Origin of the sequence: Paenibacillus sp. PCH8, from assembly GCF_002968835.1 — a bacterium.
Lineage (GTDB): Bacteria > Bacillota > Bacilli > Paenibacillales > Paenibacillaceae > Paenibacillus.
The window spans coordinates 204,634-230,449 of record NZ_PKQK01000002.1; the positions used below are offsets into that span (position 1 = coordinate 204,634).

Genomic DNA, 25,816 nt, shown 5'->3' on the forward strand with positions numbered 1-25,816 from the left:
TCCTGTCTCATTGTATTGAGAGCTACACCCGGTCTGCTGTGACCTTCATTTCAAAATTACCATTCGGATTCGGCTTGGCATGAATATCTGTTGCGATACGAATATAAAAATCGATGCTGTCCTCCGGTTGAATCAGACCATAGGTCAGATAATCGATCGGAAGAAACGGGTCGGCCTGTCTGGATAATTGGACGTCAACACCGTCCGTTTCGAATTTCTTATCCATCTCCAGGTATACATGATCCACAGCATATCCTAGCAAGTTTTTGATTCTGACTTTCTTGGTTAACGTCGTCTGTCCGGCAATGATCACCCCATAATCGAGTTGTTTCAAAATACCGCCAAAGGTATCTGAAAGAAAGTCTCCAGACTCATCCATAAACATTAATCCCGAATACGATCCGATAAACTTGGTTTCCCAGGAGTCTACGGTACCCCAATAGTCCTGAAATTCAACCTTCAAGATATTCTCTACGCCAAAATTAACATTTCTCTCATCAATATTGAGTTCAATATTGAATGGAGAAGATGCTAGTCGTGTAAAATTGCCATCTCCCGGATAATACGTTTTACCGTTCAACAAGACACGGTATTTAACCTTGCCCTGATCTGCATCATCCAGCACACCTGTAAGTTTGTTACCAGAGTAGGTCAGGTTGATTGTGGCTGTGGTGTTTAACAGTTGCAGTGACATATCTTTAAACTCCACGGCATGACGCGGTGCATCAACGACCATCTTCACTTCGTCCAGCGAATAGCTGTTTTCATAATGCTTGCTGCTATCGAAATAATAGGCGATTCGTGTTAAACCGATTAAATCCTTTTCAGGGATGGCGTTGAGTGTGTCCAGATTCATTCCTTTTCTTTTGAACAGCGTGGTAGCCTGGATATCCAGATTGAACCACTTGTTGAAACGGTACGTTTTCCATGTCAGCCCCGAGTCGAACGAAGCAGCCATTCTTAAAATACCTTCCGGGCTGCTCTCCGTTACTTTCGTAGCAATAACCTTTTTCACGTCTCCATATAACGCTAGGTCTGTTGGTTGCACAATTAATTGTTCAAACGGTAGTGCGTTATACGTTAGCATCATGTCCCGATTACCGGCAATAACCTCTTCATCATTCGTCCACGTAACCACGTCAAAATCTCCCTCAAGTTCATCCAATGGGGAGTAGTTAGCCGTGATATTTAGTTCCGCTGACGTTTTGGATGGATCATCTGTGTAGTATAGAACATCCACACTATCACCCAACTCGTCGTAGAGGGTAAACGGTTCGGTTTCGATTGTAATCGTTGATTCGGTTTGATTCGGGTCATCAGTGTATTCAATGATTTTGATCTCTTTGTCTTCCCATTCTTCCGCTAGGGTGAAGGGATCAGTTTCGATATTGAAGGATACTTCTGTTTTGGTTGGGTCGTCGGTGTAGTAGCATAATTCGACCTCGCCTTGAAATTGTGCCCATGCGGATTCAGGGATAGTTGAGATGTCTAGAACTGAATTACTTAAATATTGTTGCTCACTAGGAGAGCTAACGCTAACAAGGCTCCATGCATTGTTATAGAACGTCTTATATCCTTGATTATCTTTCACGAGAGAGCCTCTGAATAATGTTTCAAAATCAACAGCAAATACTTTTGTCCCACCATTGGTTGTATTGGAAGCAATGAGCTTATAATTCACATTATCAGTACTCAAATAAACATTATAAGCTTTACCATAAGTAGTATTCGGCCAGTCAGTTAGTTCCAGCGTGAAATATCCCGTGGCTTCGAATTTAAAAATATAATAACCTTTTCCACTTCCATTGTAATAGGGAGGTTCATTCGTGCCTGTGAATAGCAAACCCATATTTGCGACCCTTTGATCCATATTATGACCGTATATATTGCTCAAGTCTAATGAGAGATATTGACCAGAAGATTTAGACTTAAGTTTTACGTTCCAAATCAATCCTATACCACCGTTATTTATAGCTTCTGCCTTGATGTAAACAGTCATATTATGTCACACCCTTTCTAAATTCTAAATGAATCAATCATTTTATTTACTCATTTGATCGATACTTTCTTGATTGGTAATTTAGATGTGTCGAATTTTTGTTTAAAAACATTGCCTGATCCCAGAATAGTAATGTCTTGAACGATATAACATCCTTCAGATATTTTTGAATTTAAATCAATAACAGTATCTTTATTGATTCCATGATGTAAGAAGGCCTGCTCTGAAGAATCTGAGATTTTTGTTAACACTCCTGATGTATATTCATACATCTTTAGCTCCGTTACTATTGCGTATCTCCATCCATTGGTTGCAGTCCAATTCAGCCTATACATTTTATAACTAGAAACCTTACTATTATTAATAAGATATTCTTTGTCGGTATAAGCGGCTGTCCACGTTTGATTAACTTGTCTATCCAATGTAACCCAAGCTATACCTTCATTAGATCCTTCGAATGTCCAGTCTTTTGGCATCGCTTGAAGACTTGATGAGCTAATATCAATATTGCGTATGACATATTTTCCGATCTTTAAACTATTCTTAAATTCATACCCTAGGTATCCCGAAGTACCTGCTCCGTCTCTACTTGCGTAAGTCGTTTCTGTTCTATCAAACGCTCTCCAAGCTCCTCTGTCAGTGGAATACTCACTACCAGCAAAAGCTTTTCCGGTTGGAGTAGTATTGTTAGTCATGGATGGGATCGCTGTGCTTTCACCATTTAATTCTGAGATTACAGAATAATACTCACCTTCTGTCGAAATCAAAAATTTATCAAAATAATCGACTCCAAACATTTTCAATTCATTTATTACAACTTGTGCCCCCCCATTGTTAGCTGTCCAGTTTAACCTATATGTTTTGTATCTTTTAGCTTTATTGTAATCAATAATATATTCTTTATCTGTATTTGCAGTTGTCCACGTTTGATTTACTTGTGTATCCAACACAGTCCAATTTACACCATCATCTGAACCTTCAAATGTCCAATTCTTTGGCATATGGGGGAAATAAGTTGCAGATAAACTTCTAACAATATACTTGCCAATTCTAACAGGGTTAATGAACTCATATCCAATATGTCCAACACTACCATTTCCACTCACATAGCCATAGGTATCAGAATTATCGAATGCCATAAATGCGCCATTCAGATTGAAGCTACTTGCAAAAGCCCTACCGCTTGGAGCAGTATCTGATTTCATATTAGGGATCAGATTTTCTGTGTATGTTACCATTAAACCGCCTCCTTTCAAAATTAAATAGAACACACCTTATAGATGTGCTCCTCAAAATTTAGCCAAGAGTAATTTTATCTACTCGGCGTTTCGACATATCAATTGTATGTTTAAAGATTTTTCCTGATGTCATCTCTGTGTTTTCTTTTATTAATGAATTTACTTTAATGATATTCTCAAATTTGACTTCTTCCATACCGTATTTAATATAATTTAATTCTTCGATTGGAGCAGGAGTCCTGATAAGAACATTATTTAATTCTCGTCTATACAATTCGATATCGCTCATTGTTAGATTTGCTCCACTAGCCAGATCGCTAAACTCAAAGTAACTATATTGCGCTTCATTCTTGATTATGAAATATTTTCTAGTACTTATCATCCATGATATTGATTGAAACGTATCTAGCACAGTCCAATTTACACCATCATTAGAACCTCTAAAAACAATCTTAGAAGCGTTTTGGCTTGTGTTTGCCCACCCCATCATAGAGAATCCACCAATAAGCACTTTTGATGGAAACTGGATTCTTAGCCATCCAGTAGTTGTACCGCTTTGCCAAGCGGTAGACTTTATAAAAGCTTTCCAAGCATTGTCAGTTGAGGAAGAAGCACTCGTCTTGATTCCTGATTTATCAACACTGGCGGTTAGAATTGGAACAAAACTCTTATCTTCATCAGTGAAATCCTTTAACAAAGAGTAATGATTTCCACCTGATGAAAGTAAGATTTTATTGCTAAAATTAACCTGTCTCGCATCGAAAGAATAATATCTTTTGGGGATTTCATATTGAAACGAAGAAGCACCAAAATTCACAGTGATGTTGGATGATACAGTATTTGCAATTCTGAAGAATGGATAAACTTCTCCCAAATCTTTTATATTAGTATGTGAAACACCCATGCTAACACCGTTTTTATAAAATTCTAGCGTACCATTATCTAAATCGAGAGCAACACCAATTACATCATTGACTGCAATGGCTGTTCCATATGGGACACCTTCAGGGTACTTGTATCCAACTACGAATGTTCGTGTATTTGGATCAGATTCTACATTACTGGATATGCTTCTAATCATGTTTGAAATTCCAACTACTACATAAATACCACCACTATTCAATTTGACTTCCCAGTACCATTTACCAGATAATCTCCCATGAGTTGCACGTATATTTGCATTTTGAGTAGGTGTGCTCGAAAAATTGTTAGTTAAATTTCCATTGGATAATGAGTTGTTTCCACTTCTATCGCTAGGATTTAAAGTTACATTTAATATCTCCATGCATTTATCCATCTCCTTACCAAGTAAAATCATTATTTTACAAACAAAAAGAAGTAGAGCCTACATACTCTACTTCACACTCACATTTGTTATTTCAATATACTTCTTCAGATCAATACTTCCTTTAAATAATCTTCCCGATCCTAACGATCCATTGGCACTCATAGTTTGAACGAAATCTTCGTTTTTTCTATTAAATACAGATAGATCATCCATTCCATCATTAATAAAAGTGCTTTCTGATGGTAAAGTTGCTGAAATCGTAATCCATTCAGACGGAATTGCAGGGATAAATATTTTGTTTACTAATTTTAGTTCGCCTATTGTCGTATAGTTCGCACCGTTATTAGTATGAATAATTAATCTATAATTTGAGAAAGAGAAATCTCTACTTAATACAAAGCTTCTTGTTTCTTTTTGACTCCAGCCTGTTGAATTAGTAACTGTGTGAATAGTACTCCAATTAGTCCCATCGTTTGAGCCTGCAAGCGTCCAATCTTTGGGCGCTGAAGTTAAATCAGATGCGTCTCTTGAAGTTATTGCATATGCATTCAAAGTTGTAACGTTGTTAAAGTTATAGACTAAAAATCCACTAGGATTACCCGCGCTTGAAGCCCAACAATCTTCCGTACCTGTTGCCCCACCATTAAATGCTCTCCATGCTTCATAACTGGCATTATATATGCTACTTGCACTTGCCACACCTGAGGGAGTAGTATTGGATGTCATTGAAGGAGTTATTATTAATGTTTCATTTACTTTAGGACTGCCTTTTTTAAGCTTTTTATACGAACCTTCATGATTGATAAATGATCTGTTCATTGAAAGATTTTCAATCTTCATAAACGGTCTAAAGCCTGTAGCAGTTGCCGCCGCTACATAAGAAGTTGGATTATATCCACTTGCTCCTGCATTGCCACTTGCACCTCGCCCAGTTCTGTTTGCCGAACCAGCGGTATTTGTTGTGGAAGTCCACGAAGCTCCACCACTATAATTCCACACATTGTTGTCGCCAGCAATGATTGTTCCATTCAGTGTTGAGTTAACAATATATTTATCCCATTCATTATCCTTATCTGTTGCGTTAATACCGCCTGTGAGAAGTCTTGCTTGCATACTAATTTGAGATGTGTCATACATCTCCATCTCAAAAAGCCCTGAATATGATGCATCTCCATTATTCGAGGTAAATTTTAATCTATAAGCCTTATACTTATTACTGTTTTCGAAGAAGTACCTATTGTAATTCAAGCTTATCCAGTTGGTTTGGGATGTTCTGGTATCTAGCACTATCCAAGTTCCATCACTTCCATTTGTTGTATCCTCACTGCCTTCAAACGTCCAGTCTTTGGGCATTGCAGTTATCCAGTTGCTTGATCCTGAGCTTAAGGTCATCAATGAGTATCCATTAACCACATTACCTTCCGTAAAATTAAATCCAATGTAGCCAGAAGTTCCTGTTGTTGACCATCTACTGTTGTACACACCAGTTTTTTTGTCTCTATCAAACACTTTCCAAGCACTATACAGATACTCTCCACTATATACACTACTTGCAAACGCATTACCCTCAGCATGAATATCGCTAGTTAGTTGAGGAATGAGTGTAGAATAGACATTTACACCATTGATAAAGCCCTCGCTATTAAGAGCATCCCAACTGATTAGATTTTGTACATTTCTATCAGCAATTAGTTTAAAATCCCCATTCCAATCCTCGACCGCGATAAAGTAAAAGTCTCTATTTGGAGTAGCAATGGAACCACTTGTAGGTATAAAAGAGGAGCTTTCCTTTCCTATTCCGCTAAATGTACCTATTGTACCAGAAGTGGAAGCTTGATAATTGCATCTGATCCGCTTGCCAACCTCAAGTTCTGCAATATTTGTTACTTCGTCTGGATGAAATAATCGACCATCTAAGTCGATATCTATCGCATCATTTTGAATTCTATAAATGCCATTTGATCCTGAAAGAATTTCTACAGTATGAATTTCGCGATCAAGTCCTGTCTTTTCGTATAATAGCATTTGACGATTTGCGACAATGCTAGACGAGATAGGGTCTTTTTTCGAGAAGGTTTCTTGAACACCATCAATAATAATTTTAACATCATCTGGAAAAAAATCTTCTCTATGAAAACTAGCTTGAACAACTCTTATTTTGCTCCCATAAAATTTAAACTTAAAAGAATGCCCTCCAACACTATCCGTGGTATAACTATCAGTTTTATTGTAATTATTAGCAGAAGTATTGGATTCGTGAATCCAGTTTGATCCAACATATTTAAAAGAAGCATTATTATCATCATACCTCTTCCACCCCTCATCTGGAGTTGGTATTTGCGATCCAACAGTGGTAATAAGGCGACCATCAGAATCTATATCTATAGCATCCATTCCCCAATTTCCCGCAACTACCGAATCTAACTTGACAGTGTGCAGAGTATTTGAGAGTCCTGTTTTTTCATAAACAAGAATCTGTCTAATGTCTGTTGTATTGTATGGATTATATGTTTCTAAATTCCCATCTATAAATACCCTAATTTCTTTGGCCTGAGTAGGGGTAGTACCAGCTATTAACCGCAACCTTGTACCCACAAATGTAAACTCTAAACTAGCACCCACCGTCGATGCACCTGTCCAATAGTGAAGTGTAGCATTATAGTCTGTGGTACTATTGCTAATCGATGTAACTGATCCACCCCATTTTAACGCAGGGTGAATATCATCAAATCTCCTCCAACCTACTTCGGGGCGGTTAATTGTTGTCCGACCTGAGCTAATAAATATCCAGTATCGTCAATGTCGATTGCATCGATGCCTACGTAATTTGCATCCATAATTTCAACCTCAACGTAATGAACATCATCTACCAAACCAGTTTTCTCATATGCAAGAGTTTGCTGTAGTTGTGCTCCATAATTCTCTAGAACTTCTGAAACTCCGTCAATGGTTACCTTCGACACTTTAGACCGATTTGTGTGACGTTCATCGATGATTCGAAGCTTAGTTCCTTTGAAAACGAACTTTGCTTTGCTACCTACAACATTGGAAGCCGTTACTTCACCTGAATAATAGGAAGTACTTACCCATGTTCCCCAAGTCCCTGTATAGGTAAGTTTTGAATCTTTATTATCATGCCGCCGCCATCCTGTTTCGGGCGCTGTTAAAGCATATCCACTCAGATACCCCGTTTCATCAATATCTATAGCATCTAAAGTGAAATTTATACGATTATGACCTGTTGCAATGGTAACTGTGTGAAATGCAAGAGGTAATCCAGTCTTTTCATACACTATAGATTGTTGAAGGCTAGGGGAACCTACTGCACGAAAGGCACTGTACGTCTCTGTTACACCATCTATTGTAATAGCGTTATCAGAATGCCTATGTTCATAAAAATCGGAGATAACCCTAAGTTTTGTTCCGAAAAATGAAAATGTAACATAGTTATTGTCGACAGCTCGGCTAGTTACTCTTATACTGCCACCATAATAACCTGTATTGGATGGGGATGGGGTGGTCCAAGTTCCTGTATACTTTAAACCTATATGTGTATCATCATAACGTCTCCATCCTACCTCTGGTTCTTTTAGCTGATCTCCTACAGTTGCCATATATTACACCTCCCTATATTCAAATATTGGACGATAGCCACAATCCACAGAAGATGTGTTTGAGGGATAAATCCCAAATCCTCCCCATACGCCAGAGAAAAGGCTGTCTCCACCTCTTATTGTTCTGTAGGTACTATTGACTTGCGCGGATTTTGTACCTGTACTTGAAGTGTATATTCCATTGATTGATGTATCTTTCGTCCAAGACTGGACTCCTCGATCGTAATTCCATACATCATTTATTGTTTTTTCTTTCTTAATTAATCCAACAGGAAAATTATTTATATATTTATCCCACTCATTATTAGAAGGAAAGCATCCTTTGTTCTTATTTTCAAAGGTTTTATTCCCACTTGCATCAGCATATGCAACACCACCACTTGGGCAACGCACAACACCTGATGTTCCACTTATAATGTGTGGCGAGCCTTCAACAAACTTATTTGAATTTAACCAATCCCATGTTGTCGTGTTACTTACAACTCTATCTGCTATTAGTAAACCTTTATTCACTTTGACGGCATACCAATAATATTTCAAAGGCATGCTAGCTAATGGATTTCCTGTTAGCGAAATTTCTGTATAACCCGTCGTACTTCCTCCGAAAATATATCCAGTTATTGTATTATCGTATTTCCAAACAATATAATCTCCGATTTCCATGTCAAAAAGCTTTTCTCTCAACCGCCCTGTCGTGGCTGGAACTGCCATAAATTCACCCCTTACTCACTCTAATCCTATCTAGTTTCTTAAATTTCGTATTTTCAACCTTCTGACGTAACACTATCCCTGTCGGAGTGTCCGATGCTCGTTCCATGTTCAATTGATATATCTTCTTTAAGCCTAGTGAACCCGAATCACTTTCGACAAAGGAATTGTTGTATTTCCCCTTCTCCTTAAAATCGTCTATGTAGAAATTCGAATATTCTTTCTCAGCAAAAATCTCAATTTTCACCTTCGCATACTTTGCTGGAGATTTAGGAGCAGTCACATCTGCTGCGATTTCTTCATACGCCCCCACTCAAAGCCATCCTCAGATGTACTCCAGTAGATTTTGTATGATGCTCCACCCACTACGTCTACACTTGCAGCCACACCTTTAAATGAAGCAATCTTATCCTGAATCCGAATGGGAGTGGACTCCCAAGATCCAGTAGCAGGATAGATTGAATTCCCATCCGCATCCTGGCTCAACTCTCTTAATTTCAATTTCTGATCCTGAACTATCGTATCTTGGAAAACACCTACAGATAGATCTATGTCCAGTGCAATTTCTTGAACTGCCATACTCTCACCACCTCTCTCATCTCAAAATCTAACTCAACGAATGTCCCAGTTTATGATTCCAGCATGATTTGCCTTCAGCGGGGCTACAACTTGATCTATGACAAATCCATTTTTACGAATAACCAAGTCCCCTGACAGGTTCTGGTCTGAGGTGATTTTAATTTGGAGAAAAGCATTTCCGCTCAACGGCAGGGAACATACACATTGAAAGTTGATCTGTACATCATTCAAATTCATCATTTTTTTGTAACCGAAGTTAAAGCATTCAATCGTATTATTGAAAGCCCCTGAACTCCCAGGACCTGAGTGTCCACTCATGTTCACATCTGAAGTAACATTTTTGAATTGAATGATATCACTGTACAGAAAGGTCCTCCCTGTTAACGGGTATTCTTGATCCTCACATACGTAAGATATAGAGTACCGATCGGCATTAATATGAAACACACCGTTGGCAACGTTGTGATACACGTGAGATCCTTGCCCGATCAATCCGAAAGAGACCAATTTCTCTTTATTAATCTCATAAAAACTGTTTGATTGTTGGGTCTGCAAATCAAATTCGCTTAAATAAGTTCCATCATAATAATCAGCAATCCATACATAAGCTTGAGATACCGGTGAGCGCGTAAATTGTGTATTACCTAGAATCACAGGATTTCCCCTTTTAATAAAAAAAGGACAAGCTGCAATAGCCTGTCCACATGTTTATTTCCTTTTTACACGTAACGATAGGAGATACGTTTCTTGAACTGTTGCTTGCCACTTTTCGCATTCAACGGTACTACACATTGAATGGATAGAGTTACATAGTTACCGGCCGCATCTTGAGGATTTCCATTGTTACTGACCCCCAGGATTTCTTTCACTCCCGGAGTAAATGGTGTTGCATAAGCGGTTCCCGTATGGTCTTTGGTTGTCTTACCTGTTGTTCCGATGGGTTTGGAAAAATCCTTACCAATACGAGAACTTTCTTCTTCCAGGTCTGTCTCCCCAAGGAGTCAACCTGAACGTGGAACCAGTTATTCTTCACCACTTCTACATCATGAGCCGCCGTGTCACCAGTACCACCAGTCATATCCCGTGTTGTAATGGTGCAATCTTCCATTTTAGATACGTCTGAAGCACCGTTCTTATTGTTCCATACATTGAAAATAAAAATATCACTTTTGCTATCTGCATCAATAACCTTGTAGTCAAAAGGGGTCTTAATCTCATTACTATGTGTAGCATCCATCCATGAAATAATTGGTTGTGTCATTATATTTCATCTCCTTTTTTATGTTCTGACCGTTAATTGAATCGTAAGATGTTGCATGTTTGAACCTGCTTCGATGATGTTGATTCTGAAGATATCTCCAGCCTCCACTTTTTTCATCTCAAATGTAGCCTCACCGTCATCTTGATGTTGAGAGGCTTCGAACTTCAGTGGACTCCCCATCACATCCTGCCAGTGAATGAGATCCTTGGATCGTTCAATTCTTATTTCAGTTGCGGTATCTCCAGAAACCCCACAGTAGCCTTTTACATGTAAAATCTCGCCATCGAATGGAAAGGGAGCTACAATGCCCAGTACTTCCGGGTACACCCGTGATTCTTTGCAAAAGACTATAACGCGATCCTGTACTTCCAACGGAATCTCATTTAATTTCAGGTGTTCAGCTGTACTCATGAGACCATCCAGATCGGAATTAACCAACTGAAGGTTTTGACCAAATACATCAATCTCTACCCATGTCTTCCCATCATATCGATATCTCTTGCCATCCTTATACGTCTGTACCGTCCAGCCTATTTCAGGAGAAGGGTAGTGCACAACTAACTCCTCCAAATCAGCAACTGGACGCTGGTACACAAGTCGAGTCGTCTGATAAGCCTCTTTTGCTTTTCCGGCAGCTTGTAAGGCTTCGTTAGCAGCTTCCAGTGCCCGCTTGATGGCGAGTTCAGTTTCGCCATGATCTCCTGGCTGTCCCGGACCGCTATGTTTCACTGCTTCTCTAATTAAAGACTCTACATGTGCTAAAGTTATCCCATTTGACATAATTCACCTACCTAAGCGTTATGTAGCCTATTTTCTTTATCCTAAAGGCAAGTTTTCAAGTTCTAGCTCCCCTTAACTCGACACCTGTCTCTGGCCTATCATTAAAGAAACTCTTGATGAATGATGAAAAGCGTTGCTGTGTCTGGCTTCAGTGAAGTTTTCTAATGGGATAAATACCAGCTTTTTTGCATTCTTTGCAGTATTTCATTCGGTTCGATTTTGCCAGTATTCGTTTTCCGCATACGGTACAATTTCTAATGTTTTCTCCTTTCCAACGAGAATACTCCAATACAAAGTCATCGAAGCGAACTAACTCGAAGGCAACCTCACCATGCTCCGCAGCGAACAAAACCTGCACGTTAGTTGAATCGACGCGTTTGCTTTCTTTGAGATACCCTAACTGAATAAGTTTGTGCACCAATAACCCCTGATCTTTTTTGCTTACCGCCATTTGGCTATCGCCGTAGATTTCTTTCCATTCATTATTAATCCAATATGTATCATTTTCATTGATTCGATTATTAAGCTTGCTGTAAACCAGTAAAACAAAGGCCAATTTTTCAAGTCGTTTACTTTTGAGTTGTTTGATCTTTAGAAGTTCTTCATGAGTTACAGATACATGATCAATCTCAATTAACTTGCTCTTATTTGTTTCTTCCCTGAGCCTGATTAACTTCTGAGACTGCTTAATGATACGATTAAGAAACGTATCCCACTGGACAGCATTGTATTCTGGATAGTGTTTAGCCATAAAATCATTCAAAAATTCATATGTATCTCCGGCACTCATCCCTTGTTCAAGTCCATATTTAGCTAAACATATCAACGTTTTAGTTGGCTTCTTATCCATTCTCCCATGTGCAATTGCTTGCTCGGCATGATGACGTTCATTCAGAATGATTTTCATGACGCTGCTCCTTCACATGCATTTGGGTCATTTTAAAGGTTCTTCCGGCGTATTCAATATCGCCGTCCGGATCTCTAACCGGATAATGGATGATCTGATCATTGCTAAGCAATAGATTGCGAATAATTTGATCCCCCGAAACATCCCATACAAATTGCTTTGATTTCTCCGCATTTCGATAACACATGTCCACAATCATATTGCACAGGTCTTCTTCGTTATTACAGATCTCCAGCGCCTGCTCCTTGAAACGCGAAACAAACAACTGCCATCGGGCTGATTTTTCTTCCTTTCTCACCCTACTCTTGCGCAAATTAGTCATATAGCTACGTAATTCTTCGTTATGCATCTGATATAATCGTTGAATCTCTTTGTATCGAGCTTGGGAGTACTTCTTGGTACTCATCAATATCGTATGATCAAACGGACCCTCTGTCTGTTTTAACTTTAACTGATTAAACTCTTCCTCCACTTGGTGGCATAACCGGTTCATGACAGAAGGTGCCGTGGATACAGGCATTCTCTGTTCATACTGCGCCAGGAACTGTTCCTCATCTGGGGACAGGACCTTTTTCGAAACTAATTCATCGACAGTCATGCCAAATAGCTGCAAGCACTTCTGACTCGTTTTATCTACATAGGTGGTATATTCTTTTTTCTGTTCCGGGTCATTGTATATGAAAAAATAAGGCTTTTTGTGTGCTACCATTTTCAAGGCTGACTCGTCCGTTACCGCAGCGCGAATATCATACCAGTGTTTCGGCATTTTTTTACATTCGATGCCTTTGGCTTGGTCAATGGCATTTTGTTGATAATGCTGACCACATTGAATTCGATACATCATTTCCTGATATTCTTTACTATGCTCCTCATAATTGGCTAATACATCAAACATCGACGTGATTTTGTTGGTGGTGAAACCGATCAGATCACCGAAGCTGTCCTTGTTCGCCTGGATCAGATCCTTCTCATTCGGATTTTTTTGGGCAGATGTTTTCTGTACACATACAATCGCATCAAGCTCCTGAATTGCCCCAAGAATCGTTGTGTTATCCGTAGTTAGGACCTGATCACTATCCATATCTGCACCATTCAGGGAATGTGTCGTCGTATCCCATGAATTCAAGATCGTGACCGTATTCATATAGCGGTACCAATGTTGCCTCGCATCCGTATCCTGGAAACGAAGCACCTTGATATTGTTATGACATGTCATCGGGGCTCTGAAGCAAGCTACCCGGTTAACATGACGGTCAATCCAATACCTGGAGTAGAATTCACCCGATTTCAACAATCCAGTTAAGGGCAGGTCAAATATACTTTGGCACAACGTAAAGGGATCACCAGATATAATGCTGAAATTACCTGCAACTCGAAGAACCCCAATCTTGGCTTCATTCATTCGCTTACGTATTAAAGTTTGGATTTTGTTTCTCACAAAAGGATCATCTATAAGTCGCGGGTCTACCATTAGCCCTTTAATATAATCATCTGGACTATTTCTGTAGTCGTTCTCATGGATATGAATTCCTTTGAGGAATAACAGCGCCTTACGATAATCTTCTCCAAGCACATCTTTAATTGAATCGACTGTCGGACGAATGAGTTCATTAATCTCTTTATCATCTAACTGAAGGGATTGAATGAATTGGTAGTTTAAATGACGCTCGTCCTCCAATTCCTCTGGTGTTACTTTCGTAACGCTAAACGTGTATCCATAATAACCGCAACATAACAGATAATCGTCGATACTATTGTACGAACTCCATAGTTTGAGCATGGAGGTTGTGATAATCAGGTCTACCTCTCGAATATCCACAGGGTTCCCCCAAGCGTCATCCACCATATACTTGCCTGCGACTCGATCTGCAAATTCATGATAATCAAACGTAAATACCATGCCTTTGCAGAAGCTATTACGAATACAAAAACCGCTTGGGATGTATGCGTGACCTAGCTCATTTGCCCAAAGCTCACTAAGCTTAGGAGAGATCAGACCGAATCCGTCACTCATATTCATCTGGATCAACTCATTTTTTCTGTTCTCGATCCGGGGATACTCCGTTTCCGTATCATCGATTTGAATAATGTCAGCACTGAACTCCGTGATGCAATCATGAACGACCAACACCCGTTCGGGGTGCGAGACAGGCACACTTGTACTGCAAGCAAGGGCCTTATATGCTTCCAGTTTGGCAGGAACCAGCTCCATATTCAGATCTCTGCCGTTATTCAATCTTTTGTTCAGAAGCGGGTGGATGTCCTCGCTCACATAGATGACTGTTGAATTTTTGGCACCACCTGTTGTGGCCAATAGACGCTTGTATTTCTTGCTGTTTACGGAGAAAGATTTCGTTGAATTTAATCGGTCATAGTCTTTGTTATTTTCAATAACCACCAGCAGGTAATCATCGACAAATTTCAGATTGTTCAATTGGTCATGCATTTTCTTCATGGTTCTTTTATGTTGTGCACTCGTTTTCAATGTTTTCAAACGTCCAATTTCCAGCTTGATTTCAGCCATGTCTTCTTCTCTCTTGAAGTAGCCACGAATTCGATCAATAAAACGGAACACCTGATGGTTTCCAATAGATGCTAATTCCCCATTTACTGTGGCTTCATGATAGGTAAGATGAAGATTGTAATCCGCTTTTCTAATTCTGGAAGATGTAACTTTATACACGTACCTCAATCGATCCTGATATGAATTCCCCATTCCGATTCCCCCTGTTGCTTCTGGCCTGATTCAATCAATTATAGATCAGACCTACGTTCATGAAGCTGGATAAGAGGATGAACATGGGATGAAAAAAGAAGAAAATTTGTTTGGATATGCGTAGAAATCAAACAGAAATCCGGGTCTTAATTCATACCTTTTCTGCATTTCCTGTGTCTCTGGTACTATGATTATTTTCTGTTTAATGATATAGTGTGATGAAGCGTTTTTTGCTCACATATTTATTAACGGGGCTGGGATGAATGAAAGAAACCTTATCCAATCAAGAGGAAATCGGCTTTTTATTTAATGTCGATATACTTATCAAGAGCCGCTCAAATGCATTGGCACTGCAGTCCCTGTTGGATTTCATAAACAAAGAAGAACAAATTGCGGACTTTCGGATTCAATCCGGCATTGAGCTAGGCAAAATTATTGAAGCGACGCTCCAGTCCAAAAAGGACTCTATTATCACACTTCACAACGAACGTAAAAAATCACAAGCCAACGCGGGACAGAAGGCGTCCCCTTCAACTCAGATGACAGCCTCACCTGCCCCAGCCAAATCAACGAACCCACAAGAAACACCGGCTACCGAGAACAAGACTTCTTCCCAAACATCTAATGTTTCCACTGGAAACTCATTCGATGCGTGGATTGACACGCTAATTAAAGAGAATCGCCTCACACGAATTGTTGTCAATAACAAGAACGGTAAACATCAGAGTATTCCATGCCGCATTCTGAATTTTGATCGGGATACCAGTGTTGTGAGCGTTTACCATGTCGATGAAAAACAAGTCTATACGTTCCGAACCAATGAAATCGATGAGTTTCTTTAACTAACCTAATCGGATCTAAACAAAAAGCAACTTGCGTCGAATGGCACAACATTCTAACGCAAGTTGCTTTTTCAGTTCAATGGATCATGTAACGAGGAATATCAGGAACGATCCTTCCCCCGTTGCCAGACATCTAGTGCCAACAACAACCATCCGGCAATAAAGGCTACGCCACCAATCGGGGTGATTGCACCCAGAATCTTGATCCCGGAAATACTGAGCACATACAAGCTGCCCGAGAAAATGATAATTCCAATAAACAGCAGGCGCGCTGCCCACTTCAGTTTCGCGGATACTCCAAGTTGACCCGCCGTCAAGCCGATAATTAATAAGGCAAGTGCATGAATCATGTGATATTGCACACCCGTCTCATATGTAGCTATGGCATCCGGCCCAATCGTATCCTTGAGCATGTGTGCACCAAATGCACCGATCGCCACAGACAGCATGGTCATGACAGCGCCAAGCATCATCCATCTTCGTTGCATGTATATTCTCTCCCTTAATTCAAACTTAGCACTCCTTTTATTGTAGCGAATCCACTCATCCTTTACCAGTCAGGTCAGAGCTTCCACAGATCATATGTCTGATTATACTTAACAGGCAGGTTCCTAACCTATATATCATGGCAAAATGGCGTAAATCCTTGATTTTTAACGATAATTGTGGAAAAGTAAACAGATATGCGATCTTTCTGTAATACGGAGAATCGTTACAGACCGATTCGGTTAATAACAATCAGTACGATTATTAAGGGAGGGATGTTACAATCATGGATAATCATAATTCCTATCAACACAATAACAACATGTATGCACCTTACCCGCCAGAACCTGAAGGACCACCCATGGATCGACTGAAACATTCCGGGCCTGGAATCGCGAGTTTTGTCATTGGATTGGTCTCGATCGTGGGTTACATTCTGATATTCTTTATTGCCGCCATGGCCCTTAACGATTCAATCGGAATCCTCACCCCGTTGCAGGCAGAAGAGCTGGCCTTACATCCGGCAGTACTCCTGGCTTCATTATCTATTCTGGTCTGCCTCATTCTCAATCTCGCCGGAGTTATTCTCGGAATCATTGGTTTGGTCCTTTCCAATCGCAAAAAAGTCTTCGCCATCGTTGGAACCATCTTGAATGGAATTATGATTTTGATATTCGCAGGACTTATTATTGTAGGCATGTTCATGACTGTGGTGTAACGTTTTGCTTCAGTATTACGTATCCTTATAATTAAATTTACTGAGTATCACATCTTGTGTAATCCTAACTTATTGCCAAATTCTTGTTTTCAAAGGAGATTGACATGTCACGAATCAAAATTTTTGCGGACAGCACAAGTGATCTGGCTCCCGAATGGATCCAGCAACACGATATCGGTATTATTCCCTTGTATGTGGTGTTCGGTGAAGAATCACTGAAGGACGGTGCTGAGATTAGGCCCGAGCAGCTATACGAGCGTGTCAGCCAAGACGGACGGCTTCCCAAAACAGCTGCACCTTCACCCGCTGATTTCATGACGGCATTTCAACCTTACATAGAACAAGGGGATGATATTCTATATATCTCCTTATCCTCTGAACTTTCGTCTACGGACCAAAATGCTCGATTAGCCAGTTCCGAATTCCCGGAAGGGCGTATTTCCGTAATCAACTCATTGAATCTGTCGTCCGGGATTGCTCTTATGGTGATGAAAGCTGTACATGCTGCCGACAAAGGACAAAACCTGATTCAAATCACTCATCTGATTGAAGCCATGATACCAACTGTGCGTACAGAGTTTGTCATCGATACGCTGGAGTACCTGCACAAAGGCGGACGTTGCTCGGGGATGCAGAACCTGATTGGCAGTCTGCTCAAGATCCGTCCAGTCATTCGGGTTACGGATGGCAAGATGGCCCCCGCCTATAAAGTACGTGGCAAACGGGAGAAGGCTCTGGAACAAATGCTGCAAAACACGCTCAGCCAGAAGGAACATATCGACCGTGATCTGCTCATCGTTGTGCACACCATGGCTGAAGAGGATGCTCTTGAATTGCAGAAGTCACTGCAGGAACAAACAGGTGCCCGTGTGGAACTCACCACCGCGGGTTGTGTCGTATGTAGTCACTGCGGTCCCAAAACGATCGGTATCATCTATAACACCGTTTAATAAAATTACACGCATCATCGTATAGGATCATTGAATCCTTCTCTTTTGGATCTGTATGAGGTCACATCCAAAGCATGGGACCGGCATACAGATCCAACATAAAAAGGGCATTCCGAGCTTAATCGCTTGGGATGCCCTTTCATATTATGCTGATTGTAGTAATGACGACAGGTTTACTAACTTGTCATTATACAGTCAATAACTTTTGGTTTTCAATTCATCCAGACTTTTGAAAACATATCCTTGCTTACGCGCCTCATCAATAATCGAACTCAGGGCTTCCGTGTTGTCTTTGGATACCGAATGAAGCAAAATGACTGCACCTGGATGCAGCTGTTTCAACACTTGCTGATGTGCATATTGTGCACCGCGTTGGACATTGGTATCCCAGTCTTTGTATGCAACAGACCAGAACACATTTACATAGCCCTGTGCATGACTCTCCGCAAGTGTGCGATTATTAAAGATTCCACGTGGCGGCCGCAAAAATGTTCCTTGTTGACCCGTCAGCCGATTCACCTCTGACTTGACCTTCTCCAGCTCCACCCGAAGCTTCTCATTGGAGATGCGGGTCATGTCCGGGTGGCTCCATGAATGATTACCGACAATATGCCCTTCCGTTGCCATGCGTTTGACCAACTCTGGCTGATCCTTCAGATAATGGCCCGTTACGAAAAAGGCTGCTGGCACCTTCTTGGCACGCAAAACATCCAGTATGGCAGCCGTGAATCCATTCTCATACCCGTTATCAAACGTGAGATACAATTCCTTTTGTTTCGTATCCCCCAGAAAAATGGCATCGTTATGTTGTAAGATCGATTTAAAGCCTTCCTGATCAATGGAGGGCAATTGACCGTTCTGACTTTTCTTGAAGCCAAAGTGATAAGCTCCGGTGACCGGCGATGCTTCCGTCTGTGCCGGCACCATACTGATGGATAACAGACCCAACAGTATATAAAGAACCATTCGCTTCATTCTATCCGCTCCTGTTCCTGGTAATTTCGGTTTGTCGTTTGAACACACGAACACCTTCAGTTAATATGCCACAGGAACGGCTAATATATGTCAACATTTGATTCATTCGATTCTATATCAGTTGAACTAAAGATTATTTACACGGACACTGCGATGACAGAATAACCTTCCGATGCAGCTTTCTTTCAGAAAGCTTTTAGGCGAACGCTTCGCTTGTTCAGGTTTTTTCTGTCCTCTCCGTTATCATGTAAATGATTAGTTCGACTTATATAGTCGCTCTTGTTTATGTAAAACTCAGCGATCGAAACGTTTATTTTCATGTGGTGGCGGTGTTTGCTGGAACAATTCCAGCAAGGTCCGGGGTTTTCCGCTGGAAGTCAGCCACTCTCTCACTGTCTGTATCGCACGTGTCTGGCCATCTCCCCGATCACGCCATGTCAGCAGCTCAATGACTTTGATAATCAAGGCAGACATATTGTGGTTATCCTGCTCAGACCGTTCTGCACGTAACTTGTGATACAATGCCTCTTGTTCCCAATCGAGTAGAATCTCATCCCCGATGGTCGGCTTCAGAAGAGTATATGCTCTATCACAACCTCCACAACGAACCGTGCTCACTTGTTCCTGTATGAATTCCGCTTGGATATCCGACTGACAATCCGGGCATTTGAATCCAACCTGTATGTTTTGAATGTTTTCTCTCATGACATGGTTCCTCCTGCTATGTATATACTAGTTATATACCCGATATCTTGTCGATTCACGCTCATTTTGAAGAAATATGTAAGATGCTATAATATTGTAAATATGTTAAAATATTATACATATCATATACAGGAAGAGGCGGGGTAACAATGTCGAAGGAAAACCGCAATATTACCTGGCAATCATCCACCTTAAACAGGCAGGACCGGGAAAAACACAATGGACACCATAGTCGTGCCATATGGTTCACCGGATTATCGGGTGCAGGAAAGTCATCCCTTGCATTTGCCCTGGAGCAGTATCTCTTTGAACAGGGCGTGCGATGTTATGTGCTTGACGGGGATAATGTACGTCATGGACTGAACCGTGATCTTGGTTTTACAGCTGGGGATCGTCAAGAGAACCTACGCCGAATTGGAGAAGTATCGAAGTTAATGGTAGATGCTGGACTATTTGTACTTTCGGCCTTTATCTCCCCGCATGAGCAGGATCGGGAGATGGTCAGAGAGTTATTTGAACCAGAAGACTTCATTGAAATCTATGTGCGCTGTTCCATTGAAGAGTGCGAGCGTCGTGATCCCAAGGGCCTTTACAAAAAAGCCCGGAACGGGGATATCCCCCATTTCACAGGCATCTCCGCCCCCTATGATGTACCGAAATCTCCTTCATTCATTATCGATACGGAGCAATGGTCCATTGAGGAAGCCGTACAGGAGATCGTACAGCATTTGCAACAGATCGGCGCACTTCATTTGCCGCTTCATGCCCACACGGCCCTGATCCATTAACCAAAAGCTACATAAACCATCGCTTATACGAAAGGCGCGCCCACAGTGGCGCGCCTTGTTTGTATTGTATAACAACTATTTCATCTAAATAACCAGTCATACTAGAATCATCTACCTCTGTACTGCGAAGTCACGATGTTTTATTGAAGCCGCCATGATCAGTTGGAACATTGCATCAGGATCTTCGTCGCTCCTTCAACTTCGAGAACGGGGAAGACTGTGATCCACCAACCTATTACCCCACTACACCCGCTTGCATGTTGAGAAGTTTGCTAAACGTGCCTACCGGATCCGTGGATAGTTGCTGGTACCCACCCTCTTGGATGACGCGACCTTCGTCGAGCACAATAACACGATCTGCCGTACGTATCGTGGACAACCGGTGAGCAATGACGATAATGGTTACATGTCCCTTTAACCGTTCTAGCGCTTCATGAATGTACTGTTCATTCTCACTGTCGAGCGCACTCGTTGCTTCATCTAGCACCAATACAGAGGGGTTACGCAGCATGGCCCGGGCCAGCACCAACCGCTGACGTTCGCCCCCGATAGTCGTATACCGCGATCCCCTATGATCGTATCCAGACCCTGAGGCAACTTCTGAACAAATGTGGACGAGGAAGAAAACTGCAAAGCTTGCCACATCTGTTCTTCACTTGCACCCGGATCAACCAGACGCAGATTCTCACGAATACTGGTATGAAACAGGAATGGGTCCTGAGAGACATATCCGATGGAACTTCGCCAAGACAGTAATTGTTCTTCTGACAGTGGTACACCGTCAATCAGTATACGACCGCTCTCCGGCCTTACGAGGCCCATGACCAGATCAATCATTGTACTCTTGCCTGCTCCGGATTTACCCACAATCGCTGTCATACCTTTTGCCGGAATAGAAGCTTGCACATTCATTAAAGAGTAGGTATCACTTCCCTCATAACGATAACTGACATCCTGACACGTAATGGATTCTGTGAGTACCATAGGTTGAATCACATGAGAACTTGTTTCTCTTGCCGAAGCAATCTCTTCGCTAATCTCACGACTCTCCTCCGTCTGTGCTTGCAGCTTTCTTACCACCCGGAACGCAGGTAGCATGGAGCTGATGTACTCCAGATTGGATTGAATCGCTGTAAACTTGGGCCACAAGCGAGAGAAGATAAGAATGATAAGTAGCAGACTTGCCGGAGGTACCGTCATTACACGGAGAGATAAATATATGAATGCCGCAATAATGACAGCCGCAGATACCCGGTGAATAAGCTGTGTTCCACTGTTCAATTGGCTAAACTGAATGACATTACGTTCGATCTGTCTGCATATGCGCTCAAACCAGTTCATGTGTGAACGTTCCAGCATATTGCTCTTGATATCCTTAATCCCGTTGAAATGCTCGGTAATGCCGTTATAATAATTTTGCGAATACTCGGAGGTCTGGTCTCCGATCTGCTTGGCCCGTTTGACGAATTTCCTCAAGACGATAAATAACACCAATCCACAGACCAGCACAAGCGCCGTCAATTTCGCAGACAACCAGAACGCGAGACCAATCTGTATTCCCGTAAAGATCAGGGAGGCCGCCATTTGCAGCATAACACTCGTCCCCTGGCTAACACGTGCAAGTTCGGTCGTTAATATATGGTTGAAATCGGATTTTCGTTTTTGGAGAAAAAATGACCATTGCGCCATAATAATGGCACCATAGGTTTCGATACGCAGCGTTCGCACAAATTGCTGCTGGATTCGAGCATTGCGAATCGTCTGGAGTCGTTGCATCCAGGCCTGTCCGGAGACAATCAACACAAAGGTGATCAGAACGAGTAACAATTGACTATTTTCAGAAAAGCGATTCAGCACATCTCCAATCCAGGGAATGTTCAAACCAGTAGAGCCCATCTCAAAGATGCCGATCAGACTGAGCATCGGAACGAGCATGTAGATGCCGATCCCTTCCATCAGACTGATACAGATCATACCCAGTAGATTCCAGTATAAGATGGGCCCCGTGACATGATGCAACTTTCGCATGAAGTACTTTAATTCCGAAATCATATTTTACCCCTTTCCGTCACCGTGCTCCTTTTCATTCGCCGCCAGAACCAGAGAAACGGACGTAACGGAAAGTACAAGAAAAACAACGAACGCGGAAGTGGAAATTGATCCACATCCCATGTACTTGGATATAAACGTTCAATAAAGAAAAACCACTTCTGTTTGGTACTTCGGAGTGCAAACAAATACGATGGATAACTTTTCATATTAGCCGGACTTTCGAGCATTTCGTTCATGAACATTGCACCTTCTCTGGCTAATCGCTTGCCGGCACGATCATTCAGGGACATCAAGCACTTATAATCTGCATCCAGCGGTGTGTCGAGTAGAGCAGAGGCCAGATAAAGTGCCTGTGAACCGATGGATAACCGCCCCTCACTTTTCAAACGCCGTTCTACTTTCTTCACATCAAGCGGCATACTGCGAATCATCTGATCCATATCCAGCAACCAGCGCAGTCGGAACCATCCGTGCCGTGCCCCATGGGTTACCAGATAAGACCACAGGTCTTCTCTTTCGAGCATGCGGACAGGCGTCTGAGTGTATGCGCTGAACCGGCTGCGTTTCCACAGCAATTCAAAATCCGTTTCTTTGCCCGAATCCGGGTTAAGTCGCCAATGGATCTCCACTTGCGTCCGTTTGACCGAATGGATATAGCAGATGTGATGTTCCCGCCATTTCCAGCTACGAACTGTAGGTGTTCGCTCCCCTTCCTTGGATACGTAACCGAGGGTTGCCAAAATGCCTTCAGCCGCTTCCACATCATCGAACGGAATCAAGATGTCCAGATCTTTGGAGGTTCGCATGGATACATCCCCATAGAGATCATGAGCCAAGGCTGGCCCCTTCAGTGTAATATTGCGAATACCACGTTCACGGAAGGCTCCGCACACCTGCTCCATCTCAGCCGTCAGATGTAACATGCGGAACGTATTGGCCGTATATTGTTGTCTCAGACTCTCCATTACATCCTCGGGAATGATTGTGGAATTCAACTCTTTCATTTTTGAGTAAAGGACAGAATACAATCGATGGTGATAGACAAGCCTCAGAAAGAGCTGCCAATCCGTTCCCTGCAAATGAACCTTGAGTTCTTCAGGGGGTAGAGCTGTCAGATCACCTCTAATCATGCTCAAGATCAGTTTAAGTTCCTCTGGAAACCCTGTTGAATAGAGTTCAATTTCATGTGTCATAGACAATCTCCCCAGATCCCTTCTCCGGACACCGTTTGCCAAACAAGCCGACAACCGTATATTGGTCCATAGTATCAGCTCCGGTCACGATCAACTTCCCACTTCGCAACCAGGCATGAGCCATCATATGTCCTTGTTTATTCCGTGCAGTTCCCATATATAACGTGCTATCGATCTTGCGTCGTTCAAGCATCTTCATCCCGGCAATCGCCATTACAAGGCAGCGGCTCTCCCATAACGTATATTTGCTCGCGAGCAGAAGTGCTTTGGAAATATTCCGTATAGCGATCACCTGGCTGCGATCAAGCCCAGTTATTGGCGTTTCAACCATCGGTGTGCCCAGTCCTGGCGCAATTTTGGCGAATGGCATAGCCTTCTGAATTCGCGCCCAGCCGAGGAGGATATAAGCTTCCCATACCAGTCGACGCATGACACGCGGCAGCGAGAGATAAGCCTTTATTTTTCGCAGCATATCGCTATACTCCGCGATTAACGTCGATTAAACCCTCTCGGGACAGATGTTCAAGAAATTGCACCACCTGTTCACGACATACATCCGGCTCAATTTCATATTCCGCGGCAAGCCCCTCGACCAGTTCACCCAGCGTTCGTTCCTCTGCAATCAGATCCCAGATTCGTCCACCTGTACTGCCGAGATTATAGTATTTTCCTGTGTTAATGCTCATCATGACTTTTTCACTGCCCATATCACTAACCAGATTGCCTTCCTTCCGGGATACCCGGTCTTCCACATTCATCGGCGTAGTCGCTGTCATTGTCCTGAATGCACTCCTTTGCGTATATGATCTGTGATCCGGTCCACCATCTCAAATGCTGTAAATTCAGCACCGGTTCTGGTCAATCTGCCTACTTCCACACTTGCCGAGAGTCTTGAAACGGTCTCGAACAGCCACTGTGCAAGCCCTTGCCTTGCTACGAGTCCACCACGGAAGGTATGAGAGCATAACAGATGAAGCCGTTCCAGCCCCGTCACCTCAACCAATTGAACGGACTTGTGCTCTTCTTCCGGTCGTGGAGCAAGTTCAAATACCCCTGCTAGAGGCACAGCACGTTCATGAAAATAGTGCTGAACAGGTATAGCATACTTCGTAATCTCCGCATGTACCGTTGCATAATCCTGTTCCTTCATACCGAAGCCATCCAGACTGGGTTGCCACAACTTCTGTTGCGGATAACCTGGCGATACGATCGCTCTGCCTCCGGCATCCCAGGTCAGTGCAACCACATCATCGGTGAGAAGCGGGTAACCGCGTGATGCGAGTGCAGCCGACAAGGTCGACTTGCCTGCTCCCGAATGTCCCACAAATGCATAAGCCCAGCCATTGATAACGACTGCACTACCATGCAGTGGAAGAATGCCACGCTGCATCATAATGACCGCCATACATGTGCCCAGGATGAATAATCTGACCTTTTTCGCATCTGCTCCCGACCGTGGGGTTACAACAATCCGCTTCCCTTGCTCCATTAGAAACAGACCTGTATCCTCAATTCGGAAGAAAAGGCTGCCTTCTCGTGCCACAAAGTTGTCGTTCCCGACATCCCAGCTCTCCCACAATGCTGTGAGATCTGAAGATTCGATGTGGACATCCACTGCATCAGAATTGTTCGTTGCATCATTGGGTAGGATTTGAAGTTCAGGCATTGGAACTTGGCTTGACCAGCGCAAACCATACGCTTCATATTGCACAGGCAACAATGAATGACTCCCCCTTCATATTTCTGAATGTAAAAAAAGCCCTTATATTCATGTTGCTCAATATAAGGGCGGAGGCGAAAAGCTGGATTAGTTGCATTTCCGCCCTTTAAGTATGATGACACTTTTTAGTGCTCGACAACTTAGGAAGTTGGATCGTAAAGATCTGCATCGTGAACCGTTACCCAGTCAATCTGTCTGTAGCCAGTACCGGCCATCGTTTGATTCACTTCCAACACTTCAAGAGCTGGTGCTTGCCATTCCTTTTTTTCCATTTGCATTGTATTCACCTCCTTTCAA

The 25,816-nt window shown here is 42.2% G+C and carries 26 protein-coding genes and 1 pseudogene; 4 read left to right on the forward strand and 23 right to left on the reverse strand.

Annotated elements, in window-relative coordinates:
* Positions 1 to 22 precede the first annotated feature (22 nt).
* The 14 genes from C0Q44_RS13515 to C0Q44_RS13575 all read right to left on the reverse strand — a co-directional run bounded on the left by C0Q44_RS13515 (position 23) and on the right by C0Q44_RS13575 (position 15,090).
* Positions 23 to 1,849 carry a hypothetical protein gene (locus C0Q44_RS13515; RefSeq protein WP_105407848.1) on the reverse strand — a complete coding sequence of 609 codons (1,827 nt, stop codon included), beginning with the start codon at positions 1,847 to 1,849 and terminating at the stop codon, positions 23 to 25.
* A 200-nt stretch (positions 1,850 to 2,049) separates the two neighbouring features.
* A complete protein-coding gene (locus tag C0Q44_RS13520) occupies positions 2,050 to 3,237 on the reverse strand; it encodes a hypothetical protein (protein WP_105407849.1) in 1,188 nt (395 codons plus the stop codon).
* Between the two features lie 58 nt (positions 3,238 to 3,295).
* Complete coding sequence (locus tag C0Q44_RS13525; RefSeq protein ID WP_105407850.1) at positions 3,296 to 4,555, reverse strand: SPRY domain-containing protein; 1,260 nt, start codon at positions 4,553 to 4,555, stop codon at positions 3,296 to 3,298.
* A 36-nt stretch (positions 4,556 to 4,591) separates the two neighbouring features.
* A complete protein-coding gene (locus C0Q44_RS13530; RefSeq protein ID WP_105407851.1) occupies positions 4,592 to 7,147 on the reverse strand; it encodes a discoidin domain-containing protein in 2,556 nt (851 codons plus the stop codon).
* 119 nt (positions 7,148 to 7,266) lie between these two features.
* On the reverse strand, positions 7,267 to 8,139 hold the full coding sequence (locus tag C0Q44_RS13535) for a hypothetical protein (RefSeq protein WP_105407852.1): 873 nt from the start codon (positions 8,137 to 8,139) through the stop codon (positions 7,267 to 7,269).
* Positions 8,140 to 8,142: 3 nt separating this feature from the next.
* Complete coding sequence (locus C0Q44_RS13540) at positions 8,143 to 8,850, reverse strand: hypothetical protein (RefSeq protein WP_105407853.1); 708 nt, start codon at positions 8,848 to 8,850, stop codon at positions 8,143 to 8,145.
* A gap of 4 nt (positions 8,851 to 8,854) precedes the next feature.
* Positions 8,855 to 9,160, reverse strand: a complete 306-nt coding sequence (locus C0Q44_RS13545) for a hypothetical protein (protein WP_105407854.1) — start codon at positions 9,158 to 9,160, stop codon at positions 8,855 to 8,857.
* Positions 9,127 to 9,426, reverse strand: a complete 300-nt coding sequence (locus C0Q44_RS13550) for a hypothetical protein (protein WP_105407855.1) — start codon at positions 9,424 to 9,426, stop codon at positions 9,127 to 9,129. Before C0Q44_RS13550 ends, C0Q44_RS13545 begins: the two co-directional genes overlap by 34 nt.
* A gap of 33 nt (positions 9,427 to 9,459) precedes the next feature.
* Entirely contained in the window at positions 9,460 to 10,080 is a 621-nt protein-coding gene (locus C0Q44_RS13555) for a hypothetical protein (RefSeq protein WP_105407856.1), read from the reverse strand.
* A gap of 65 nt (positions 10,081 to 10,145) precedes the next feature.
* Positions 10,146 to 10,295, reverse strand: a complete 150-nt coding sequence (locus C0Q44_RS30945) for a hypothetical protein (RefSeq protein WP_258166307.1) — start codon at positions 10,293 to 10,295, stop codon at positions 10,146 to 10,148.
* Positions 10,292 to 10,687, reverse strand: a complete 396-nt coding sequence (locus tag C0Q44_RS13560; protein ID WP_258166308.1) for a hypothetical protein — start codon at positions 10,685 to 10,687, stop codon at positions 10,292 to 10,294. Before C0Q44_RS13560 ends, C0Q44_RS30945 begins: the two co-directional genes overlap by 4 nt.
* An 18-nt stretch (positions 10,688 to 10,705) precedes the next feature.
* On the reverse strand, positions 10,706 to 11,467 hold the full coding sequence (locus C0Q44_RS13565) for a hypothetical protein (protein WP_105407857.1): 762 nt from the start codon (positions 11,465 to 11,467) through the stop codon (positions 10,706 to 10,708).
* A 148-nt stretch (positions 11,468 to 11,615) separates the two neighbouring features.
* The gene (locus C0Q44_RS13570) at positions 11,616 to 12,374 is read right to left on the reverse strand and encodes a hypothetical protein (RefSeq protein WP_105407858.1); all 759 of its coding nucleotides are present in this window, start codon (positions 12,372 to 12,374) and stop codon (positions 11,616 to 11,618) included.
* A complete protein-coding gene (locus tag C0Q44_RS13575; RefSeq protein ID WP_105407859.1) occupies positions 12,355 to 15,090 on the reverse strand; it encodes a hypothetical protein in 2,736 nt (911 codons plus the stop codon). The genes C0Q44_RS13570 and C0Q44_RS13575 overlap by 20 nt, the downstream gene beginning before the upstream one ends.
* Positions 15,091 to 15,353: 263 nt before the next feature.
* Between C0Q44_RS13575 and C0Q44_RS13580 the strand changes: the two genes are divergently transcribed.
* On the forward strand, positions 15,354 to 15,932 hold the full coding sequence (locus C0Q44_RS13580; protein WP_105407860.1) for a hypothetical protein: 579 nt from the start codon (positions 15,354 to 15,356) through the stop codon (positions 15,930 to 15,932).
* 101 nt (positions 15,933 to 16,033) lie between these two features.
* Here C0Q44_RS13580 and C0Q44_RS13585 read toward each other — a convergent pair whose 3' ends face one another.
* Positions 16,034 to 16,420: a DUF423 domain-containing protein gene (locus C0Q44_RS13585; protein ID WP_105407861.1), complete on the reverse strand. Its 387-nt coding sequence runs from the start codon at positions 16,418 to 16,420 to the stop codon at positions 16,034 to 16,036.
* Positions 16,421 to 16,704: 284 nt separating this feature from the next.
* Here C0Q44_RS13585 and C0Q44_RS13590 point away from each other — a divergent pair, with 284 nt between their 5' ends.
* Entirely contained in the window at positions 16,705 to 17,136 is a 432-nt protein-coding gene (locus C0Q44_RS13590; protein WP_105407862.1) for a hypothetical protein, read from the forward strand.
* A 104-nt stretch (positions 17,137 to 17,240) separates the two neighbouring features.
* Positions 17,241 to 18,086, forward strand: coding sequence for a DegV family protein (locus C0Q44_RS13595; RefSeq protein WP_105407863.1), 846 nt, complete (start codon positions 17,241 to 17,243; stop codon positions 18,084 to 18,086).
* Positions 18,087 to 18,281: 195 nt separating this feature from the next.
* Here C0Q44_RS13595 and pdaA read toward each other — a convergent pair whose 3' ends face one another.
* Positions 18,282 to 19,061, reverse strand: coding sequence for a delta-lactam-biosynthetic de-N-acetylase (gene pdaA / locus C0Q44_RS13600; protein WP_105407864.1), 780 nt, complete (start codon positions 19,059 to 19,061; stop codon positions 18,282 to 18,284).
* A gap of 294 nt (positions 19,062 to 19,355) precedes the next feature.
* Positions 19,356 to 19,766, reverse strand: a complete 411-nt coding sequence (locus C0Q44_RS13605) for a hypothetical protein (protein ID WP_105407865.1) — start codon at positions 19,764 to 19,766, stop codon at positions 19,356 to 19,358.
* A 149-nt stretch (positions 19,767 to 19,915) separates the two neighbouring features.
* Here C0Q44_RS13605 and cysC point away from each other — a divergent pair, with 149 nt between their 5' ends.
* Positions 19,916 to 20,554 (forward strand): adenylyl-sulfate kinase, encoded by a 639-nt coding sequence (cysC, locus tag C0Q44_RS13610; protein ID WP_105407866.1) that lies wholly within the window; start codon positions 19,916 to 19,918, stop codon positions 20,552 to 20,554.
* 235 nt (positions 20,555 to 20,789) lie between these two features.
* Here cysC and C0Q44_RS13615 read toward each other — a convergent pair.
* The 6 genes and pseudogenes from C0Q44_RS13615 to C0Q44_RS13640 all read right to left on the reverse strand — a co-directional run bounded on the left by C0Q44_RS13615 (position 20,790) and on the right by C0Q44_RS13640 (position 25,797).
* Positions 20,790 to 22,603, reverse strand: a pseudogene (locus C0Q44_RS13615) (ABC transporter ATP-binding protein).
* Positions 22,603 to 23,799: a nucleotidyltransferase domain-containing protein gene (locus tag C0Q44_RS13620; RefSeq protein ID WP_105407867.1), complete on the reverse strand. Its 1,197-nt coding sequence runs from the start codon at positions 23,797 to 23,799 to the stop codon at positions 22,603 to 22,605. Before C0Q44_RS13620 ends, C0Q44_RS13615 begins: the two are co-directional and overlap by 1 nt.
* Positions 23,789 to 24,271: a lasso peptide biosynthesis B2 protein gene (locus C0Q44_RS13625; protein ID WP_105407868.1), complete on the reverse strand. Its 483-nt coding sequence runs from the start codon at positions 24,269 to 24,271 to the stop codon at positions 23,789 to 23,791. Before C0Q44_RS13625 ends, C0Q44_RS13620 begins: the two co-directional genes overlap by 11 nt.
* A gap of 4 nt (positions 24,272 to 24,275) precedes the next feature.
* Positions 24,276 to 24,575: a lasso peptide biosynthesis PqqD family chaperone gene (locus C0Q44_RS13630; RefSeq protein ID WP_105407869.1), complete on the reverse strand. Its 300-nt coding sequence runs from the start codon at positions 24,573 to 24,575 to the stop codon at positions 24,276 to 24,278.
* A complete protein-coding gene (locus C0Q44_RS13635; RefSeq protein WP_105407870.1) occupies positions 24,572 to 25,519 on the reverse strand; it encodes a phosphoenolpyruvate carboxykinase (ATP) in 948 nt (315 codons plus the stop codon). Before C0Q44_RS13635 ends, C0Q44_RS13630 begins: the two co-directional genes overlap by 4 nt.
* A gap of 140 nt (positions 25,520 to 25,659) precedes the next feature.
* Entirely contained in the window at positions 25,660 to 25,797 is a 138-nt protein-coding gene (locus C0Q44_RS13640; RefSeq protein ID WP_017689562.1) for a paeninodin family lasso peptide, read from the reverse strand.
* Between the last annotated feature and the right edge of the window lie 19 nt (positions 25,798 to 25,816).

Coding starts and splice junctions, on each gene's coding strand:
- C0Q44_RS13515 (WP_105407848.1), bottom strand. CDS start 1,849: ATGGGTTTGCTATTCACAGGCACGAATGAACCTCCCTATTACAATGGA.
- C0Q44_RS13520 (WP_105407849.1), bottom strand. CDS start 3,237: ATGGTAACATACACAGAAAATCTGATCCCTAATATGAAATCAGATACT.
- C0Q44_RS13525 (WP_105407850.1), bottom strand. CDS start 4,555: ATGATTTTACTTGGTAAGGAGATGGATAAATGCATGGAGATATTAAAT.
- C0Q44_RS13535 (WP_105407852.1), bottom strand. CDS start 8,139: ATGGCAACTGTAGGAGATCAGCTAAAAGAACCAGAGGTAGGATGGAGA.
- C0Q44_RS13540 (WP_105407853.1), bottom strand. CDS start 8,850: ATGGCAGTTCCAGCCACGACAGGGCGGTTGAGAGAAAAGCTTTTTGAC.
- C0Q44_RS13550 (WP_105407855.1), bottom strand. CDS start 9,426: ATGGCAGTTCAAGAAATTGCACTGGACATAGATCTATCTGTAGGTGTT.
- C0Q44_RS13560 (WP_258166308.1), bottom strand. CDS start 10,687: ATGACACAACCAATTATTTCATGGATGGATGCTACACATAGTAATGAG.
- C0Q44_RS13565 (WP_105407857.1), bottom strand. CDS start 11,467: ATGTCAAATGGGATAACTTTAGCACATGTAGAGTCTTTAATTAGAGAA.
- C0Q44_RS13570 (WP_105407858.1), bottom strand. CDS start 12,374: ATGAAAATCATTCTGAATGAACGTCATCATGCCGAGCAAGCAATTGCA.
- C0Q44_RS13575 (WP_105407859.1), bottom strand. CDS start 15,090: ATGGGGAATTCATATCAGGATCGATTGAGGTACGTGTATAAAGTTACA.
- C0Q44_RS13580 (WP_105407860.1), top strand. CDS start 15,354: ATGAAAGAAACCTTATCCAATCAAGAGGAAATCGGCTTTTTATTTAAT.
- C0Q44_RS13585 (WP_105407861.1), bottom strand. CDS start 16,420: ATGCAACGAAGATGGATGATGCTTGGCGCTGTCATGACCATGCTGTCT.
- C0Q44_RS13590 (WP_105407862.1), top strand. CDS start 16,705: ATGGATAATCATAATTCCTATCAACACAATAACAACATGTATGCACCT.
- C0Q44_RS13595 (WP_105407863.1), top strand. CDS start 17,241: ATGTCACGAATCAAAATTTTTGCGGACAGCACAAGTGATCTGGCTCCC.
- pdaA (WP_105407864.1), bottom strand. CDS start 19,061: ATGAAGCGAATGGTTCTTTATATACTGTTGGGTCTGTTATCCATCAGT.
- C0Q44_RS13605 (WP_105407865.1), bottom strand. CDS start 19,766: ATGAGAGAAAACATTCAAAACATACAGGTTGGATTCAAATGCCCGGAT.
- cysC (WP_105407866.1), top strand. CDS start 19,916: ATGTCGAAGGAAAACCGCAATATTACCTGGCAATCATCCACCTTAAAC.
- C0Q44_RS13620 (WP_105407867.1), bottom strand. CDS start 23,799: ATGACACATGAAATTGAACTCTATTCAACAGGGTTTCCAGAGGAACTT.
- C0Q44_RS13625 (WP_105407868.1), bottom strand. CDS start 24,271: ATGCTGCGAAAAATAAAGGCTTATCTCTCGCTGCCGCGTGTCATGCGT.
- C0Q44_RS13630 (WP_105407869.1), bottom strand. CDS start 24,575: ATGACAGCGACTACGCCGATGAATGTGGAAGACCGGGTATCCCGGAAG.
- C0Q44_RS13640 (WP_017689562.1), bottom strand. CDS start 25,797: ATGCAAATGGAAAAAAAGGAATGGCAAGCACCAGCTCTTGAAGTGTTG.